Genomic DNA, 20,462 nt, shown 5'->3' on the forward strand with positions numbered 1-20,462 from the left:
TCTGTTACCGCTCGACTTGCATGTGTTAGGCCTGCCGCCAGCGTTCAATCTGAGCCATGATCAAACTCTTCAATTAAAAAGTTTTATGTCTTTCGACAGCTCAATGAATTCTGAATTTATTTAATATCTTTCGATATTGAATTGACTGTGCTGCAATAAATAAGTTTATTGCTGTTGGTCACTCAGTTTCAATTGAGACTCTAAATTTGTTTGCCTCACTTAGTAAACTAAGCTTGGCTGTTAGAACTCAATCTGTACGAGTGCCCACACAGATGATTGCTTTATATTGTTAAAGAACGTTGCGATTAAAGTGTTAAACTTTATCTCGCTAGGGCTGCGCATACTACGCTTTCCTATTTTTTTGTCAACACTTAATTTTCAGTTTCTTTTAAAAGATTTGAAAGCTAAGTTTTACTCGACTCACTTACCGTTTGTTCAGCGCTTTTCATTGCTGCCTGCCGGGTCAGTGGATGCGCATTATAGGGATATTCTGGAGAGGGTCAATGCTTTATTTCAGTTTTATTAAATTAATTTCAATTTAGTACAATAACCATACAAACAAAGGGCTACAGGGCTGTTTTTGATTAAAATTCATTCACACAAAGCATGATCGCAAGAGGGGGAGGAAGTAAAAGCGATTTATAGATAACTGCTAATCGCTTTTACATAACACTTTATTAATTACTGAGTTGCTATTTCCCATACGGCAATTGAGCCTGAGATTTCATTACCTACTATGAGCAGTGCTTCGTTTGTTGCACTTTGCGCTGCAGGAACAAATGTCATTCCTTCAGGAGCAAGGTCGCCACTTATATCTGCACTTGGTTCTAAACCACGATTATAGAAGTAATCTTGAAATTTCACATCATAAGGGTTGGTTATATCAAACACCATTATTGTGCCCATACGCTCTAAGCCAACAAAAGCAAATAACCTATCGCCAACCTCACCTAATGTTAGCGCTTCGGGTTCTGCCCCTTTATCATCTGAGCGTGTATCGCCTTTATTTTCATCTTCGTTATTATTGAATGCATTGCCATGAACAGAAGCGGTTACTCGTGCAACTTGATCGCCTGAGTCAAACACCACCAGCCCATTGCTATCCCAAATGGTAAATGACCGTGCGCCATAAGCATAAAGCGATTCGTATTGGCCGTCGTTATTTTTATCACCTTTTACTGTTGTAACTTTTAAACGACCAATGTCGTTATCATCGTTATTTAAGTAATCGAAGTTAGCTGCGAGAGCTAGATCTTCTACGCGGCTTTCATCTATATATGCCAAACACCCATCTTTAGCGTCATAATCAAGGCCGCCCTGAGCGATGCAATCAGCTTCATCGCTGGCATCAAAAAAGTATTCGCGTGCATCACCCTCGTTGGCAGATACAATAAAGTTGGCTCCTTTCCAACTAAAACTTGCAATTGTATCTGGCTGATACATGCCATATAAACCAGGGTATGATTTAAAGTTAACACCGCCGTCTTTGTCTGAAGCGTCAAATTGTAAGTTTGACCAATCTTTAAAACCGAGCCCTTTTAGCTCAAGGGAATTATCTTCAAGATTGATGATAGCTAGAGCGTTATTTTCTTGAATAGAGACATAGGCGTATTTATTATCCTTGGAAATACTCACATACTCTGGCTCTAAATCCATAGCGACGGTGGTATTTATTAAATTACCATTAATAGTACGTCCAGTAGGATTGGCAAACACTAAACCCTGCGCTTCTAATTCTGCTTGCTTATTATTGTAAGCTTGAAAGTTTATGCTCATAGCAGTATCGGCAATAGTGCCGTTATTAATATCGATAATGCTGATAGTGCCTTCGGGGTCGATACTGTAGTCGCCATTAGGTTCACCTTCATTAGCAACCACTACTTTTGCACCATCATGGCTAAATGTCACCATGTCGGGTAGGGCACCTACTGTTACATTTTTAATAAATACTGGTGTATCTCCGCCAATATTGTAAAACGCTATTTGGCCAGCTTCGCCCACGTTTGTAGCAGCCATTGCTACCGCTAATAATTGGTTATTTGCATCGATAGCTATGCTGTTTGCATCGCCAGGCGTATTTTCATTTAGTGAGAGCGTAATGGCGGAGGCTAAGTTGGTCGCGGTTACAATACCTTCGTTATCTTTTACTAATGCAGCGGTGTCGAACGTATCGGCAGGAATGATATTCACAACAGCTTCATCACCAGAGCTATTAATGGCATAAATCCATTTTTTAGAGGCTTGGTAGGCGACTATTTCAGCTGCCCCTTCCGGGCTTTGTGCATTGAGTACTGCGCGGCCAATAAGTTTGATATTTAAAGCTGAATTTGCATTAGTGCCGTTTTCGCCATTATTACCCGCTGTACCTTGTACACCCTGTGCGCCATCTTGGCCGTCATCACCATCTAGTGAGCAACCAGTTAATAGTGATAGCAAAGAAAGGGCTATTATTGATTTGTTTAACATTATTGTTTTCCTTAGTGTTGTATTAGTTAAATATCAACACACAGGGATGACAACAGCATGGCATTTTTATTTATAGAATATTTAGACAATAAAAAAGCGAGTTATGAAACTCGCTTTAAATAGGGCTTGGCCTGTTACTCATTTAAATGGACTGGCTGCTACATATTATTTATATAATCATCGCGCCTTTTTCGAGTTATTTTTATAAACTCTTTTAACTCATCAACGGAAGGTTCAATACCTTGTTGATTTTTATGTTCAAACCAATCGGTAACATCACTGATTATGACAGAGCCACCCTGTAGGCATAATTCATCATTTTTTAGCCAAACATCGGGACCTCTGAATGATGGACTGGTATACCAATTACAAAAGCTATATCCCTCACGTGTTAATTTAGATTCAATGTAAAAGCTATTAACAATAGATAAAATTATATATAAAGGTATTGCGCGCAGCATAAGCTTTACCATTAACCTTACTGTTTTTTCATTGCGGAAGTTCAATACTTTTTGTAAGCCTGCAATTGTCATTAAAACAGGAAATGGAGCCATTACTATTATCGGAGCCAACAAGCCGCTTTCTCGAATATAATAAAGCGACTCATCAAAATAAACATTTTCAACAAACCCATAATAAGAGAAATAAAATAAAGCCATTGTAAATAATATAAAAGCAAACAGGCCTATCACAACAGTTAATTTATGCTCGAAGCTTTGTTCTGTAAAACGTTCTTCGGATTTTTCCCATTCTAAAATAGACATTGTTTATAACTCATTTTTATTAGGGTGAAATTTACCTCTGGAAGCCAGAAAAATCCCCTCGATAAAATTATTTAGCTTAGCTGGTTATTTTAAATAAAAACGACTGCAGCAATTTTGAGTTAATTTTAACGATTATACTCTGCTCTAGTCTCTTGTATAAAAACTTCAAGTTCATTAAGTGTTGGCTCAATTCCTTTTTGATTATGCATTTCAAACCAATCATAAATATCACTAGTGATTACAGAACCATCTTGTAAGCATAACTCGTCATTGTTTAACCAAACATCGGGACCTCTGAATGATGGTCTGGTATACCAATTACAATAAGTATAGCCATTGCTTTTTATATATGACTCTATATACAAGTTGAAAGGGATTACTAGCAAAAGAAATAAAGGTAATGCAATAAACAACCCTTTAACAAAGCCTGTCATTAAGTATTCAGATTTATAATTTAATAACTTCTGAATAGAAGCTAAAAAAAATAAAGAAAAAGGGAAAAGGAAAAAAAGTAAAAGAACCTTTCCACTTTTTTCTTTAATAAAAGAACTAGACCCAACAGCTTCCAGTAAACTAATTTCTGAGGTGACGGTATAAATTAGAGCAAAGCAAAGAATGCAAATTACGATAGACCCTAACAAGTTTATACATAATTCTTTAAAAGCGAGGTTTCTGCCACTCTTACTTGCTTTTTCCCATTTAAATATTTTCATAATATTTTTATGCTCGGAACCCCAAATAATGCACCGAATACTCCATAAGGGTCTTCACTCAGTGCTTTATTAAAGCTTATTAATAATGAATAGACCATTACCTGATAATATACTTTTTAACTAGCTTCGGGTTTCCTTTCAACGATTGCACGACGAGCATAAGCTGACATGCCGCACTTCCTTCAGTTATATTTTATATACGTTATTGAGTAATCTAATTAATTAAAAATATTTAGACAATAAAAAGCGAGTTTTTAAACTCGCTTTAAATATTTAATAAGTAATGGTCATTACTTATTTTTTAACTGGGCGTTTCCAACCATCTAAATTGCGTTGCTTGCCACGTGCTACGGCTAGCTGATCATCCGCTACGGCATTGGTAATAACAGAGCCTGCGCCAACGGTTGCTGTAGCACCAATATTTACAGGAGCAACCAGTGACGAGTTAGACCCTATAAAGGCATTATCGCCAATAATTGTTTTGGCTTTATTCACGCCATCGTAGTTACAGGTAATAGTGCCTGCGCCAATATTCACTTTTTTGCCAATTTCAGCATCGCCTAAGTAACTTAAGTGGTTTGCTTTAGAACCCTTACCTAAACGGGTTTTTTTCATTTCGACAAAATTGCCAATGTGCGAGTCTTCTTCCATTACTGCACCAGGGCGAAGGCGGGCGTATGGACCGAGTGTACATTGAGCCGCAACTGATGCATCTTCAATTAGTGTATTGGCTTTAATAATAACATTATCGCCAATGCTACAGTTTTTAAGTACGCAGTTAGGGCCAATTTGTACGTTATTACCCAAGGTTACTGTGCCTTCAAAAATAACGTTGATATCGATGAGGACATCTTCACCTGTTTTAACGTCGCCACGTACGTCAATACGTGCAGGGTCGGCAAGGGTGGCCCCATTTAGCATGAGTTCTTCTGCTTGCCATGCTTGGTAAGCACGCTCTAATCCTGCAAGTTGTACGCGGTTATTTGCACCTTCAACTTCCATTGGGTGATCTGGCTGTGCTGATGTAATTTCTACACCTTCACTGTGCGCCATAGCGACTATATCTGTTAGGTAGTATTCGCCTTGAGCATTATTGTTAGATAAATTACCTAACCATGTTTTTAAAAGCTTGCCATTAACCGCCATAATACCGGTGTTTACTTCGTTAATAAGTAACTGCTCTGCATTGGCATCTTTTTGTTCAACAATACCCACTAGCTTGCCATCAACACGTAGCATACGCCCGTAACCATTTGGGTTTGCTAGATTAACGGTTAACACTGCTAAGCCATTTTTAGGTGTCGCTGCTAATAAACGTTCAAGTGTAGATTGCTTAGTTAAAGGTACGTCACCATATAAAACCAGTACAGTGTCGTTATCGTTAATATGAGGATTTGCTTGTGCCACTGCGTGGCCTGTACCTAGCTGCTCAGCTTGCAGCACCCAGTTTACGTTATTATCGGCTAATTGTTGTTGTAATAGTTCGCCGCCGTGACCATAAACTAAGTTAGTAGAGGTTGCACCTAGCGCATTGGCATTATCGATAACATGTTGCACCATAGGTTTACCTGCCACTTTATGCAGTACCTTAGGAAGAGCAGAACGCATACGGGTACCTTTACCCGCTGCAAGAATAACCGTTGTTAGAGCCATTAAAACAATTTCCTTTTTCCGTTGTTTTAGCTTAATAGAATAAGTGTGCTGCAAAGTAGATTACGTAAGTCACATCATGTGCAAATACTCAGTAGGCTAAGCAATGGCTACTGAATCTTAACTTAAGCAAAGTAACACCTAATAGAATAGGATTATTGTAGCGAGGATCTTGCGCAGATATAAGTAATAATGAAGAGATATTAGCCATAACGATTAATTTATTTACAAATAGCGACGGGATTTATCATCAGGCACAAAAAAGCCCACATAAAGTGGGCTTTTAAAAACCAGATAGGCTTACTTTTTACGTAATTGCTGAATAACGCGTAGCTGAGCAATTGCTTCAGCTAGTTGCATTGCGGCTTGATTGTAATCAAGCTCAGCAGATGCACCTTTTGCCATTTGGGCTTCAGCGTCACGTTTAGCTTGCTCTGCAGCTTTCTCGTCCAGGTCTTCACCACGAACAGCTGTATCAGCAAGTACGGTCACTATGTTCGGTTGAACTTCTAGTGTACCGCCAGCAATATAGATGAGTTCTTCTTCACCAAATTGCTTAACTAAACGTACCATACCAGGTTTAAGGGCAGTTAGTAGTGGGGCGTGACCGGCATTAACACCTAACTCACCTTCACTACCAGATACTTGAATAGATTCTACTAAACCAGAAAATAATTTCTCTTCAGCACTTACTACATCAAGATGTACAGTCATAGCTGCCATACTACCCTCCTAATTACATGCTTTTGGCTTTTTCTTGAGCTTCTTCAATAGAGCCAACCATGTAGAACGCTTGCTCTGGCATATCATCAAACTCACCGTTTAAGATACCTTTGAAGCCTGCAATTGTGTCTTTAAGTGAAACGTATTTACCTGGCGCACCTGTAAATACCTCTGCCACGAAGAATGGCTGAGATAGGAAACGCTGGATTTTACGTGCACGAGATACAAGTTGCTTATCTTCGTCAGAAAGCTCGTCCATACCTAGAATCGCGATGATGTCTTTAAGTTCTTTGTAACGCTGAAGAACTGTTTGAACGCCGCGCGCTATACCATAATGCTCTTCACCGATTACTTGTGGATCAAGCTGACGTGAAGATGAATCAAGAGGGTCTACCGCTGGGTAGATACCTAGTGATGCGATATCACGTGAAAGTACCACTGTTGCATCTAAGTGAGCAAACGTTGTTGCTGGAGATGGATCCGTTAAATCATCCGCAGGTACGTATACCGCTTGGATTGAAGTAATTGAACCAGTCTTAGTAGATGCGATACGCTCTTGAAGTACACCCATTTCTTCAGCAAGTGTAGGCTGGTAACCTACCGCTGATGGCATACGACCAAGAAGTGCTGATACTTCTGTACCCGCAAGTGTGTAACGGTAGATGTTATCTACGAAGAAAAGTACGTCGCGACCTTCGTCACGGAACTTCTCAGCCATAGTAAGACCTGTTAACGCTACGCGTAAACGGTTACCCGGTGGCTCGTTCATCTGACCGTATACAAGCGATACTTTATCAAGTACGTTTGAATCGTTCATCTCATGGTAGAAATCGTTACCCTCACGAGTACGCTCACCAACACCTGCGAATACTGAGTAGCCACTGTGCTCGATTGCGATGTTACGGATAAGTTCCATCATGTTTACGGTTTTACCAACACCGGCACCACCGAATAAACCAACTTTACCACCTTTAGCGAATGGACATACAAGGTCGATTACCTTGATACCCGTTTCTAAAAGTTCAACTGAGCTTGATTGCTCTTCGTAAGTAGGTGCTGCACGGTGGATAGACATACGCTCGTCTTCACCGATTGGACCTGCTTCATCAATTGGCTCACCAAGTACGTTCATGATACGACCTAGGGTCTTAGTACCAACTGGAACTTGAATTGCTTCGCCTGTGTTTTCTACTGAAGCACCACGACGTAAACCGTCTGTAGTACCTAGTGCGATAGTACGTACCACACCGCCACCTAGCTGCTGTTGAACTTCTAAAGTCAAACCAGCTAAATCGCCATCTGTTACTTTTAGCGCGTCATATACGGCTGGCACGCTGTCTTGTGGAAATTCGATATCCACAACGGCGCCGATAATTTGGACGACCTTACCTAAACTCATGTCTATTCCTCTCGTTAATCTTTGCCTGAAGCATTAAACTGCTGCTGAACCAGAACAAATCTCACTAATTTCTTGTGTGATTGCTGCTTGGCGAGCTTTGTTATATACAAGCTGTAACTCATCCATAAGGTCACCGGCATTATCAGTTGCAGCTTTCATTGCAACCATGCGGGCAGCCTGTTCAGAGGCAGCGTTTTCAACTACACCTTGGTATACCTGAGACTCAATGAAACGTACTAGCAAAGACTCTAAAATAGCCTCTGGGTTTGGTTCATATAAGTAATCCCACGCATGTGTAGATACTTCTTCTTCAGCTTTTGGCAAAGGGAGTAACTGATCTACTATTGGCTCTTGCTTCATGGTATTAACAAAGTTGTTATATACCAGGAATAAACGGTCAATTTTACCTTCAGAGAATGCATCTAGCATTATTTTTACCGGACCAATTACGTCCTGTACTGAAGGCTTATCTCCAAGACCTGCTTTTTTAGCAAGCACTTGACCACCAAAACGTTGAAAAAAGCCAGCTGCTTTACTACCTAAAGTAGCAAAATCAGCATCTACGCCTTTCTCTTTCCACGCTTTAATGTCTAATGCAACTTTTTTAAACTCATTTGAGTTTAAGCCGCCACATAGACCACGGTCAGTAGAGATAACAATATAACCAACTCGTTTTACTTCACGCTCTTCTAAGAACGGGTGAGTAAAATCAAGATTTGCTTGAGCAACACGACCAATCACTTTACGTAATTTTTCAGCGTATGGACGGCTTGAAGCCACTCGTTCTTGCGCCTTTTTCATTTTAGACGCAGCAACCATTTCCATTGCGCTAGTGATCTTTTGAGTATTTTTAATACTGCCGATCTTGCTTTTAATCTCTTTTCCGCTGGCCATGACTCTCTCTCCGAATCAAGGTGTGCCTTAGGATATAAAGCACACCATTAATAACTAAATTACCAAGTTTGCGTAGACTTGCACTTCTCTAGAAGTTCTTTAAGCTGCGCTTCGATCTCGGCGTTGTAGTTACCAGTTTCATTGATTTGAGCCATAAGCTCTGCGTATGTGCTATTTGCGAAAGAAAGTAATGCCGCTTCGAAATCCATGATTTTAGAGATTTCGATGTCTTGCAAGTAACCTTTCTCAGCTGCGAATAACGACAAAGACATTTCAGCAACAGACATTGGCGCGTACTGTTTCTGCTTCATTAGCTCTGTTACACGCTCACCATGCTCAAGTTGAGCACGAGTAGCATCATCAAGGTCAGACGCGAACTGCGAGAACGCAGCTAATTCACGGTACTGAGCTAGGGCTAGACGGATACCGCCACCTAGTTTCTTAACGATTTTAGTTTGTGCAGCACCACCAACACGCGATACCGAGATACCAGCATTTACTGCCGGACGGATACCTGAGTTGAATAAGTCAGTTTCTAAGAAGATCTGACCATCGGTGATAGAGATAACGTTTGTCGGTACGAACGCAGAAACGTCGCCGCCTTGAGTTTCAATGATAGGCAATGCCGTCAATGAACCTGTTTTACCTTTCACTTCACCATTAGTGAACTTTTCTACGTAATCAGTGTTTACACGTGATGCACGCTCTAAAAGACGCGAGTGAAGGTAGAATACGTCACCTGGGTATGCTTCACGGCCTGGTGGACGCTTAAGTAGCAATGAGATTTGACGGTAAGCAACAGCTTGCTTAGATAAATCATCATATACGATTAATGCGTTTTCACCACGGTCACGGAAGTATTCACCCATAGTACAGCCCGAGAACGGTGCTAAGTACTGAAGTGCCGCAGATTCAGAAGCAGATGCTACAACTACGATAGTATTTGCAAGTGCACCGTGCTCTTCTAATTTACGTACTACGTTAGCAATAGTAGATGCTTTTTGACCAACCGCTACGTACACACACTTAACGCCTGTGTCTTTTTGGTTGATGATTGCATCGATTGCTAGTGCAGTTTTACCTGTTTGGCGGTCACCGATAACAAGCTCACGCTGACCACGACCAACTGGAATCATCGCATCGATAGATTTGTAACCAGTTTGTACTGGCTCATCTACTGATTGACGCTCGATTACACCTGGTGCAATTTTTTCTACAGGTTCAAAACCGTCGTTATCTAAAGCGCCTTTACCATCGATAGGAGCACCTAGCGTGTTTACAACACGACCAAGTAGACCCGCACCAACAGGAACTTCTAAGATACGACCAGTAGTGTATACTTTTACGCCTTCTGTAAGGTCAGCGTAAGGACCCATTACTACTGCACCAATTGAGTCACGCTCAAGGTTTAGTGCGATAGCATAACGGTTGCCAGGAAGCTCAATCATCTCACCTTGCATACAGTCAGCTAGACCGTGGATGCGAATGATACCGTCAGTAACAGATACAATTGTACCTTCGTTACGAGCTTCACTTACAACTTCGAACTTCTCAATACGTTGTTTGATCAGATCTGAAATTTCAGTGGAATTAAGTTGCATGCTCTTTTTCCCAATTACGATTGTAGTGTTGTGGCTAAGCGATTTAATTTACCGCGTAAAGAGCCGTCAATTACAGTGTCGCCTGCCTTAATAATAAGGCCGCCAACTACTGTAGCGTCTTCACTACAATTCAGCTTAACTTTGCGTGCGAAACGTTTTTCAAGTGCCGCTACCAGTGATTCTTGCTGCGCTGCAGCAAGAGGAGTTGCCGAAATCACATCAATATCGATTTCTTTTTCATAGTCCGCTTTTAAAGCAGAAAATAAATGAGCAACTTCAGGTAGTGCAATCAAACGTCCATTTTCAGCCATCACCTTAACTAGGTTCTGACCTTGTTCGTTGAGCTGCTCACCACATAAGTTAATAAATAACTCAGCTTGTGCAGTAGCAGTAGGCAATCCAGCTAAAATGGTAGATGCCTGTTCATTGCTGGCAACGTGGCCAGCAAAGAACAACATGTCATTCCAGCTATCAATAGCGCCTTTTTCAACGGCAAGTTCAAAAGCCGCTTTAGCGTATGGGCGAGCGATAGTAGTCAATTCAGACATGCTCATACCCTCCTAATTACAGCTCAGCGACAAGTTTTTCAACGATGTCACTATGTGCGGCTTGATTGATTTCGCGCTCTAAAATTCTTTCTGCGCCAACCACTGCCAGAGTTGCTACTTGCTTACGTAGCTCTTCTGTCACACGGTTACGCTCTGATTCAATTTCAGAGTGCCCTTGAGCAATAATTTTTTCACGCTCTTGCTGACCACGAACAGTTTCTTCGTCAACAATTAGCACGGCACGCTTTTTAGCTTGATCAATGATATCAGCCGCTTGAGCCTTTGCATCTTTAAGCTGTTCTGCAGCTTTCTGTTGCGCTAGTTCTAAGTCTTTCTCGGCTCTATCAGAGGCAGCTAAACCATCTTCGATTTTCTTCTGGCGAGCTTCAATTGCACCGTTTAGTGGTGGCCATACGTATTTCATACAAAATAATACGAACACCGTAAACGCAATTAATTCACCGATAAGAGTGGCGTTTAAGTTCACAACCGCTCCTCCTTAAATAGTAAGCTGTTCAAAAAATAAAATTAAAGTACGAACAACAATACCATCGCGATACCAACACCAATCATTGCTACAGCATCGATTAGACCAGCAAGGATAAACATTTTAACTTGTAGCGATGGTGCAAGCTCAGGTTGACGCGCACATGCTTCAAGGAATTTACCGCCCATGTTACCAAAACCGATTGCCGTGCCGATTGCACCGAAGCCGATAAGTAAAGCTACTGCGATGTACTTAAGACCTAATACTAGTTCCATTTTTTTCTCCAAAGTTTCAATTGTAATTAAAAGTAAAAATTAAAAGTTATAAATTAGTGATTAGTGATTATCTGAACTTGCCATGCTTAGGTATACGATTGTAAGCATCATGAATACGAATGCCTGCAATACGATTACTAAGATATGGAATACAGCCCACACAAAGTGCAACGGTAGTTGCATTAAACCTACAGCACCTATAAGGATGAAGATTAACTCACCTGCATATAAGTTACCGAACAAACGCAGAGCCAGTGAAAACGGCTTAGAAACCAATGCGATAAGTTCTAGTAATAGGTTGAATGGGATTAAAAGAATCTGCATAGCTGTATTGTTTGAACTAAACGGGTGAAGTGTTAGTTCTTTAATAAAACCGCCGATACCTTTGATTTTAATTGAGTAACCAATCATTAGAATGAACACGCCAAGCGCAAGTGCAGCTGTCATGTTGATATCTGTAGTTGGTACAATTTTCATGTATACGTCGTGTGAATCCATACCGAATGCAGTTTCGCCAACAAAGCCAGCAAATGCAGGTAGGAAGTCAACTGGGATTAAATCCATTAAGTTCATTAAGAATATCCAAACGAATATTGTTAATGCTAATGGTGCAATTAGCTTACTTTTCCCGTGGAAGGTATCGCGTACGTTGTCGCCAACGAACTCAACAACCATTTCAATGAAACATTGAAGTTTTCCAGGTACACCCAGAGTTGATTTTTTTGCGGCACTACGGAAGATCCATAAAAATATTAGACCTAGTCCGATAGACCATGCGAGGGTATCTATATGCCATGTCCAGAAGCCACTATCCGTACATGCTTTATTGAAGGCAAGACCAGCGTCGGTCGAGCACATCTTAGCATTGGTTAAGTGGTGCTGAATATGGCTAGATAGAGTAACTTCTTCTGCAGCCATGTTATATCCCAAAAGTTAATGTTTAAAAAAAACGGGTGTAAACAATCCTGTAAACAACACCAACACATAAGCACAAAAGAAAGGTAGCAGTACTACCGGATAAAGCTTTAGCATTAGTGCAAACAAAACGATTGTTAGCATAAATTTTAATCCGTTGCCGCGTTTTAACGAGGCATACGCTTGATTTGCTCGACTTGCACCCATATATCTGAATGCATAAAGCGCAAATACAAAGTTAGGAAGTACTGCGACTGCGCCACCAGCTAGAGCTGAAAGTGCGGCATTGGTTTCCCAACCTATAAAAATTATTAGTGCAGCTAAAAGGGCTACAAATCCCTGAAGGCAAATTAATTTTAATGCGGCAAGCCTATACGGGCTCGCTAACTTATTAGTCACTTTTAATTAACCTTTATGACGCTCTAATTGTCAGGGTATGAAAACTGGCGAAATTATACTTAATCCTGCCAGTTTTGCAACTTGAGTAGGTGCTTTGTAACACAAAATCGCTGTAAATGTCCCTTTTTAGACATCCAATGAATTAATGGTGGGAATAGTCTTGATTGATACGGTTTAAAATACCGTCTAACTCGTCAAGATTAGTGTAAGAAATAACCAACTTCCCTTTGCCTTTTTTGTTGTAATTTATTTCTACCTTTGCCCCTAGGTTATCAGCAAGCTGCTGCTCTAACTGTTTAACATCTGGGTCTTTTTCTATTACTTCTTTTGCTGGAGCTGGCTCTAAAATAGAGCGTACTAGTTTTTCTGTTTCGCGAACGGTCAATGCCTTTGCAACAGCTAAACGGGCTGCATCTGATTGCACTTCACCTTCAAGTGCTAACAGGCAACGTGCGTGGCCCATTTCAATGTCACCATGCTCTAACAAAATTTTTACATCGTTATTTAGATTATTTAAGCGTAATAAGTTAGTCACGGTCGTACGTGATTTACCAACTGCATCAGCCACTTGTTGATGCGTTAACTCAAACTCATTAAGCAACCGATTAAGTGCAATCGCTTCTTCCATAGCGTTTAAGTCTTCACGCTGAATATTTTCAATCAGAGCAATAGCAACGGCAGCTTCATCAGGTACGTCTTTAATAATACAGGGTACAAACTCAAGCTTAGCTATTTGCGCAGCACGCCAACGACGTTCACCAGCAATAATCTCGTAGCTGTTATGCGCAACAGGGCGCACAACGATAGGTTGAATAATTCCTTGTGAGCGTATCGAACTGGCGAGTTCTTCGAGTGCCTCTTCAGACATGTCTTTACGAGGTTGGTACTTACCTGAGTGTAAAAGCTCGATCGGTAGTTTTTGTAATTCACTGTTACTAGGCTGCGCTGCATTTTCAACTGCGCTGGTTACGTTAGCATTGTCCTGTTCCTTGCCTTCGCTTGGTGCAGGTTTAGATGAACTTAAAAGCGCATCGAGTCCTCGGCCTAAACCTCGTTTTTTAGCAGACATGTTATTTTTTTACCTCAAAGTTAGGCGACAACGGGAGTTGTTTTTTCTTTTCTGCGTAGCATTTCACCAGCGAGAGCTAAATAAGCTTTCGCGCCACTTGATGCTCGATCGTAGTACATTGCTGGGGCACCAAAACTTGGGGCTTCTGCAAGTCGAACATTACGTGGGATCACCGTACGGTATACTTTATCGCCAAAATGTTGTTTTAATTGTTCTGATACATCATTTGCTAGTCGATTACGCGGATCGTACATAGTACGAAGTATGCCTTCAATCTGTAAGTTAGGGTTAACTAACTTAGCAAGTTGCGTAATCGTGTCCATTAATGCTGTTAATCCTTCCAATGCATAATATTCACATTGCATAGGTACTAAAATAGAATCGGCAGCGGCCATGGCATTAACGGTTAACATATTTAAAGAAGGCGGGCAGTCTATAAAAATAAACTCATACTGATCTTGTATTTTTTCAAGCGCGTTACGCAAACGTACTTCTCGCGCAAATAATTCCATCAGCTTAACTTCTGCAGCGGTCACATCACCGTTTGCAGCAATCATATGATATTCGCCTGAGGTTTCTTTAATAATCACTTCATCAATAGGCTTATCTTCTATGAGCAAGTCATAGATAGTAGGGACGTCACCATATTTGTCGACGCCACTGCCCATGGTCGCATTGCCTTGCGGGTCGAGATCTATTAACAGCACTTTACGCTTCGTTGCAGCCATAGATGCAGCGAGATTAACGGCAGTGGTAGTTTTACCTACTCCACCTTTTTGATTTGCTAATGCGATGACTTTTGCCACAGTGTCTCTGATCCCTAGTCTTTAGAAAGAATTATTAAATGTCGTTGTGCATCTAAATCCGGTACTTCTAATGCAATTTTTTGCTCAAACTTAACACCTGTAGGGAGTGAGTCTAATTCCTCACTTGGAAATACCCCTTTAAGTGCAATGAACTTACCTGAATGATCAATTAAGTGCGAGCACCAGTCAATCATATCTTGTAACGATGCAAATGCACGACTTAGTACGCCATCTAATTTAACACTTGGTTGATATTCTTCAACTCTTGACTGCACCGGGGTGACATTATCAAGGCCAAGCTCATGTTTAACATGCATTAAAAAACGTACACGTTTACCTAAACTATCTAATAATACAAACTGCGTTTCAGGTAAGGTAATAGCTAACACTATGCCTGGTAAACCAGGACCTGTGCCAACATCAATATAATGATGACCGGTCAAGTGAGGAGCAACAACTAAGCTATCCATTATATGTTTAACCATCATTTCTTGAGGCAAACGTACCGAGGTTAAATTGTAGGCTTTATTCCACTTATCGAGTAATTCAACATAGCGGACAAGTTGTTGCTGTTGTTTTTGTGTTAGCGCAATATCAGTTTGCGCTAACAAAGTTGTTAATTGTTGCTGTAACACAATGTACCTTTACCGTTACGCAGTTTTGCGTAACAAGCCTTGCTTCTTCAGATACACTAATAATAGCGAAATCGCCGCTGGGGTGATACCAGAAATACGCGAAGCTTGGCCGATAGTGTCTGGACGAGCATCAATTAGCTTAGCAACTACTTCGTTTGATAAACCAGAGACGGTTTTATAATCAAACTCTTTTGGTAAAATTGTTTCTTCATGACGAAGCTGCTTATTGATCTCATCTTGTTGACGCGCGATATAACCTGCGTACTTCGTATGAATTTCAACCTGTTCTAGGGCGGCCTGATTAGTGAACTCAGATCCGAGTCCTTCGATCGCCATCAAGTCGTTATAACGCACTTCTGGACGACGCAGTAATTCTTCTAAGCTGGCTTCACGCACAAGTGGTGTTTTAAGTAATTCGTTTACTTTATTAACCATGGCATGATCTTTATGGATCCAGGTATCTTTAATACGCTGTTTCTCTTTAGCGATCACTTCCATTTTTTCGTTGAATGCTTGCCAACGTTCATCGTTAACTAGACCTAGTTCACGACCTTTTTCAGTTAAACGAATATCAGCGTTGTCTTCACGAAGTAGCAAACGGTATTCAGCGCGGCTAGTAAACATACGGTACGGTTCTTTTGTACCCAGTGTTGCTAAGTCGTCAATCAGTACGCCAACATAGGCTTCATCACGACGTGGTGTCCACGACTCTTTACCTTGTACTTGTAATGCTGCATTCATACCTGCGATCAGACCTTGCGCACCCGCTTCTTCGTAACCGGTAGTACCATTAATTTGACCAGCAAAAAATAAGCCATCAATAAACTTTGTTTCTAATGATTGTTTTAAATCGCGTGGATCAAAAAAGTCATATTCAATAGCATAGCCAGGACGACAAATGTGTGCGTTCTCAAAGCCGGTGATCGATTGCACAATTTCTAACTGCACATCGAACGGTAAGCTAGTTGAAATACCGTTAGGGTATAACTCGTATGACGTTAAACCTTCTGGCTCTACAAATATCTGGTGTTTATCTTTATCTGCAAAACGGACAATTTTATCTTCAATAGACGGACAGTAACGTGGGCCTATTCCTTCGATAACACCTGAGTACATAGGTGAGCGATGTAAGTTTTTGCGAATAACATCATGTGTTTTTTCATTGGTGTAAGTGATGTAACACGGAATTTGTCGTGGATGGTCGCTTTGTTTACCCATAAATGAGAATACCGGTGTTGGTGCATCACCTGGTTGTTCTTGCATTTTACTAAAATCAACAGTCCGGGCATCAATACGCGGTGGCGTGCCGGTTTTTAAACGATCTACTCTAAATGGTAATTCACGTAAGCGATCAGCTAAGGCAATTGAAGGCGGATCGCCAGCTCGGCCACCTTTGAAATTTTCAAGGCCGATATGAATTTGACCGCCTAAGAATGTACCCACGGTTAGTACCACGCTAGGTGCACTAAAACGTAAACCCATTTGTGTCACCACACCGGTTACACGATCATTTTCAACGATTAGATCATCACATGATTGCTGAAAAATCTTTAAGTTTTCTTGGTTTTGAAGTGTGTTTTGAATAGCCGCTTTGTACAAGGCACGATCCGCTTGTGCACGCGTTGCTCGTACAGCAGGGCCTTTAGAAGAATTAAGCGTGCGGAATTGGATCCCGCCTTTGTCAATAGCTTGAGCCATTGCGCCACCTAGGGCATCAATTTCTTTAACCAAATGGCCTTTGCCAATGCCACCAATTGCTGGGTTACAAGACATTTGACCAAGGGTATCCATATTGTGAGTCAGCAGCAGGGTATTCATCCCCATACGGGCAGCTGCCAATGCGGCTTCAGTGCCTGCATGTCCACCACCTACTACGATAACGTCAAAATTTTCGTGAAAAATCATTAATGGGATCCTACTTAAATCAAACCAGTAAACTTCAAAAGGGAGCGTATTCTACCTAGAAATTAGCAGAAGATAAATGATTAAACAGTGCTCAAGATCTAAGTAAGTGATCTCTAATAATATAAAGGATCTTTTAAAGAGATCTTTTAATACTATTACTACTACTGATCGGGTTTTCTGTTGATAAGCTTTAGATCATGATTAAAAACATATAATTAGATCGGATCTAAAGGTGTTAGTATGATCGGATCTTCAGGCAAATAAGCTCTGATCAAAACAGGCTGTTATACACAGGCCGATCAAGTCTCGATCTTATCCCATGGATAAGCATGGCTAAAAAAGCAGTTTAATCAGTGTTTATCCACAAAACTTATTAAATTATTAGCAAATTGTGGGTAACTTTATTTATAACTTTTCGCTTGATCTTTCTATTTTAAACCTGTCTGTGCTATCCATGAGTCTAACCAAGCTAAGGCCGTATCTTCGGGCAGTGCTTCATCAAGAATATTAAGCTCTAAACGTTGTGCTACTTTTACAGCGCCTTTTTGGCTTAAAAGAGTATCTACATTACGCCCTGCAAGGTTATAAGTGTCGTAACTAGTATCGCCAAGTGCAATAACCGAATACTTTAAATGTGAAAGATCATCCACTTGAGATACTTGTTCGATAAAACCAATCAGGTTGTCAGGGTAATCACCCGCACCGTAGGTTGATGTACAAACTAACCAAATAGTATTTTGTTGATCTATTTCATTAAATTCAGGTTGATCATGGAGTTGGCTATTAATCCCTTGGTTGTTAAGTGCATCATTTAACTGCTCTGCAACGTACTCGGCGGATCCCATTTGACTACCAACGATAATATTTACTGAACTCATGAATATGGCTGATCACTATTAGTTTTAATTGCTGCCTATGATAGCTCAGTGAGTATAACAGTAAAGTTAAGAGTGCTATTTTGTATAACTATTTTTGTGGTAATTTAAGCCGTCGCGCTAACTAGTGCTTTAACTTGTTGATTATTAATGAATTAACAAAATATATTTAAATGTAATCTTCTGATCAAGTTGTTGATAAGGTTGGGGAAAGCTCTGCTTAACTAAAAACCAATATGATTAATAATTTGCTAAGTTATTGATTTTATATTGAGTGTTAACCACCAGCTAGTACAAATTTATAGATAAAGGCGTGTTGATCTTAGTGTGGATACAAAGCATGTTGATAACTTAAAATTGGGATCGAAAATAATTTTAAAAAATGATCTATTTATGCAGATCAGACTAAAAATCCATTTTTATTTTCTAAAAATCGCTATTTAGCTTATTTAACACAGCATATTTTTACTTTTTATCGCTTTTAACTCAGTTTTTAAGGCAATAAAACCCCAATTGTGGATAACTGATCTGCAAAAAATAATTTTCATCAATTTAAACTAAGAAATTAACTATATTTTGCTGGTGGAGTGGGCGATCAAGCTTACTTTTTAGGTACGTTTTATTTTTATGGTTTGATAATTACCTATGGCCAAGCTTGGAAAGCTAATGTAATAGGTTCTCTTTTAGGGCGAAATAAGCTTAATTTTTTACTATTAATGTAGGTAGTTTATCTGTTGTTTGGTGTGATTATAGGTTTAGCTCATCTGCCTTAAACACATTTTAAACATGAATGGAGGCTAATATTGGTGCAATTTAGCTGTATTTTTTAGTCTGTTTGGTTTTTAAAGTGAGTTATTAAAATACATTTTGGCGAGTCGATATTAAAAATAGTAGGGCATTAAAAAGGGCACCTAGGTGCCCTTAATGATTAAATTATTAGTTCAATTATTTACCGATACAGAACGAGCTGAAAATTTTGCCAAGCAAATCATCAGAAGTAAATTCACCAGTTATTTCGTTAAGATACTGTTGTGTTAAACGCAGTTCTTCCGCGAGGATTTCACCGGCTACATGCATCTCTAATTGTGTTTTACCTGTATCTAAATGATACGCAGCATGTTCTAGTGCATCTAAGTGACGACGGCGTGCCATAAAACCACCTTCTGTAGCACCATCAAAACCAATGCAAGCTTTTAAGTGAGTACGAACTAACTCTATACCATCAGCATTTTTAGCGCTTAAACTAATGACAGGATATTGTTGTTTTTGATCTATGCCGACTACATCACCTGATAAATCGGCTTTATTTCTGATCACAGTCACGCCCATACCTTGGGGTAACTTAGCCATAAATTCAGGCCAAATAGCATGTGGATCGGTATCAGTGGTGTCGGTGCCATCAAGCATAAATAGCACCCGATCAGCTTGGTTTATTTCATCCCAGGCACGTTCAATGCCTATTTGCTCTACCTTATCTGGGCTTTCTCGTAAGCCTGCGGTGTCGATTATATGTAGTGGCATACCATCTATATGTATATGCTCACGTAATACGTCACGTGTGGTGCCGGCTATTTCAGTTACGATAGCCGCTTCTCGCCCTGCTAATGCATTAAGTAAGCTTGATTTACCTGCATTAGGACGACCTGCAATAACGACGCGCATACCTTCGCGCATTATGCTGCCTTGTTTGGCTTGATTGGTCACGGCATTAAGCTGCTCAATGATGGCATTTAAATCACCACCCACTTTTCCGTCTGATAAAAAATCGATTTCTTCGTCAGGGAAATCAATAGCCGCTTCTACATACATACGCAAGTGAATAACTTTTTCAACTAAGGTTTCTATGTGCTTAGAGAATTGCCCTTGAAGTGATTGTAAAGCGCTTTTAGCGGCTTGCTCGCTAGTTGCATTAATTAAGTCGGCGATTGCTTCTGCTTGAGTTAAATCAAGCTTGTCGTTCATAAACGCACGCTCAGAGAATTCACCAGGCTTTGCTAAACGTACACCGTCTATTTTACTAATTTCTTTAAGTAGCATATCAAGCACAACAGGGCCGCCATGGCCTTGAAGTTCGAGTACATCTTCACCGGTAAATGAGTGTGGGCCGGCAAAGTAAATCGCAATACCTTGGTCAAGTTGCTGACCTGCAAGGGTGTTAAATGGCACATAGTCGGCATAGCGAACTTTAGGGACTTTGCCTATTATTTTTTCAGCAACCTGTTTGGCTAGGTTTCCTGAAACGCGAATAATACCAACACCGCCTCGGCCTGGGGCAGTGGCTTGTGCTGCAATTGTATCGTGATTGATCATGCGGTTTATTTGCCAACTTAAATAACGT

19 protein-coding genes are annotated in these 20,462 nt (G+C 40.4%); all 19 read right to left on the reverse strand.

What is annotated here, in order from left to right:
• Nucleotides 1-681: 681 nt before the first annotated feature.
• The gene (locus P3J6_RS00885) at nt 682-2,466 is read right to left on the reverse strand and encodes a choice-of-anchor I family protein (RefSeq protein WP_198522017.1); all 1,785 of its coding nucleotides are present in this window, start codon (nt 2,464-2,466) and stop codon (nt 682-684) included.
• Nucleotides 2,467-2,624: 158 nt separating this feature from the next.
• The gene (locus tag P3J6_RS00890) at nt 2,625-3,230 is read right to left on the reverse strand and encodes a DUF1240 domain-containing protein (RefSeq protein ID WP_198522018.1); all 606 of its coding nucleotides are present in this window, start codon (nt 3,228-3,230) and stop codon (nt 2,625-2,627) included.
• 125 nt (nt 3,231-3,355) lie between these two features.
• The gene (locus P3J6_RS00895) at nt 3,356-3,943 is read right to left on the reverse strand and encodes a DUF1240 domain-containing protein (RefSeq protein WP_232735456.1); all 588 of its coding nucleotides are present in this window, start codon (nt 3,941-3,943) and stop codon (nt 3,356-3,358) included.
• Between the two features lie 294 nt (nt 3,944-4,237).
• On the reverse strand, nt 4,238-5,596 hold the full coding sequence (glmU, locus tag P3J6_RS00900) for a bifunctional UDP-N-acetylglucosamine diphosphorylase/glucosamine-1-phosphate N-acetyltransferase GlmU (RefSeq protein WP_198522019.1): 1,359 nt from the start codon (nt 5,594-5,596) through the stop codon (nt 4,238-4,240).
• A 297-nt stretch (nt 5,597-5,893) separates the two neighbouring features.
• Complete coding sequence (locus P3J6_RS00905; protein ID WP_008112140.1) at nt 5,894-6,316, reverse strand: F0F1 ATP synthase subunit epsilon; 423 nt, start codon at nt 6,314-6,316, stop codon at nt 5,894-5,896.
• A gap of 13 nt (nt 6,317-6,329) precedes the next feature.
• A complete protein-coding gene (gene atpD / locus P3J6_RS00910; protein WP_008112138.1) occupies nt 6,330-7,715 on the reverse strand; it encodes a F0F1 ATP synthase subunit beta in 1,386 nt (461 codons plus the stop codon).
• A gap of 33 nt (nt 7,716-7,748) precedes the next feature.
• Nucleotides 7,749-8,609, reverse strand: coding sequence for a F0F1 ATP synthase subunit gamma (gene atpG / locus P3J6_RS00915; protein ID WP_008112136.1), 861 nt, complete (start codon nt 8,607-8,609; stop codon nt 7,749-7,751).
• Nucleotides 8,610-8,668: 59 nt separating this feature from the next.
• Complete coding sequence (gene atpA, locus P3J6_RS00920) at nt 8,669-10,210, reverse strand: F0F1 ATP synthase subunit alpha (protein WP_008112134.1); 1,542 nt, start codon at nt 10,208-10,210, stop codon at nt 8,669-8,671.
• Between the two features lie 14 nt (nt 10,211-10,224).
• Nucleotides 10,225-10,758: a F0F1 ATP synthase subunit delta gene (atpH, locus tag P3J6_RS00925; protein WP_087533920.1), complete on the reverse strand. Its 534-nt coding sequence runs from the start codon at nt 10,756-10,758 to the stop codon at nt 10,225-10,227.
• A 16-nt stretch (nt 10,759-10,774) separates the two neighbouring features.
• A complete protein-coding gene (gene atpF / locus P3J6_RS00930) occupies nt 10,775-11,245 on the reverse strand; it encodes a F0F1 ATP synthase subunit B (protein ID WP_008112130.1) in 471 nt (156 codons plus the stop codon).
• A 41-nt stretch (nt 11,246-11,286) separates the two neighbouring features.
• A complete protein-coding gene (gene atpE / locus P3J6_RS00935) occupies nt 11,287-11,520 on the reverse strand; it encodes a F0F1 ATP synthase subunit C (protein WP_004335261.1) in 234 nt (77 codons plus the stop codon).
• A gap of 60 nt (nt 11,521-11,580) precedes the next feature.
• Nucleotides 11,581-12,438 (reverse strand): F0F1 ATP synthase subunit A, encoded by an 858-nt coding sequence (gene atpB / locus P3J6_RS00940; RefSeq protein ID WP_008112123.1) that lies wholly within the window; start codon nt 12,436-12,438, stop codon nt 11,581-11,583.
• 15 nt (nt 12,439-12,453) lie between these two features.
• Nucleotides 12,454-12,834 (reverse strand): ATP synthase subunit I, encoded by a 381-nt coding sequence (locus tag P3J6_RS00945; RefSeq protein ID WP_008112121.1) that lies wholly within the window; start codon nt 12,832-12,834, stop codon nt 12,454-12,456.
• Between the two features lie 142 nt (nt 12,835-12,976).
• Nucleotides 12,977-13,903 carry a ParB/RepB/Spo0J family partition protein gene (locus P3J6_RS00950; protein WP_008112119.1) on the reverse strand — a complete coding sequence of 309 codons (927 nt, stop codon included), beginning with the start codon at nt 13,901-13,903 and terminating at the stop codon, nt 12,977-12,979.
• Between the two features lie 20 nt (nt 13,904-13,923).
• Entirely contained in the window at nt 13,924-14,709 is a 786-nt protein-coding gene (locus tag P3J6_RS00955) for a ParA family protein (protein ID WP_008112117.1), read from the reverse strand.
• A gap of 14 nt (nt 14,710-14,723) precedes the next feature.
• The gene (gene rsmG / locus P3J6_RS00960) at nt 14,724-15,344 is read right to left on the reverse strand and encodes a 16S rRNA (guanine(527)-N(7))-methyltransferase RsmG (protein WP_198522020.1); all 621 of its coding nucleotides are present in this window, start codon (nt 15,342-15,344) and stop codon (nt 14,724-14,726) included.
• Nucleotides 15,345-15,359: 15 nt separating this feature from the next.
• Nucleotides 15,360-17,249 carry a tRNA uridine-5-carboxymethylaminomethyl(34) synthesis enzyme MnmG gene (gene mnmG, locus P3J6_RS00965; protein ID WP_198522021.1) on the reverse strand — a complete coding sequence of 630 codons (1,890 nt, stop codon included), beginning with the start codon at nt 17,247-17,249 and terminating at the stop codon, nt 15,360-15,362.
• Between the two features lie 428 nt (nt 17,250-17,677).
• Nucleotides 17,678-18,127, reverse strand: a complete 450-nt coding sequence (gene mioC, locus P3J6_RS00970; protein WP_008112109.1) for an FMN-binding protein MioC — start codon at nt 18,125-18,127, stop codon at nt 17,678-17,680.
• A gap of 942 nt (nt 18,128-19,069) precedes the next feature.
• The gene (gene mnmE, locus P3J6_RS00975) at nt 19,070-20,434 is read right to left on the reverse strand and encodes a tRNA uridine-5-carboxymethylaminomethyl(34) synthesis GTPase MnmE (RefSeq protein WP_138608898.1); all 1,365 of its coding nucleotides are present in this window, start codon (nt 20,432-20,434) and stop codon (nt 19,070-19,072) included.
• Nucleotides 20,435-20,462: the final 28 nt, after the last annotated feature.

Source organism: Pseudoalteromonas sp. 3J6, assembly GCF_903995135.1.
Taxonomy (GTDB): Bacteria; Pseudomonadota; Gammaproteobacteria; order Enterobacterales; family Alteromonadaceae; genus Pseudoalteromonas.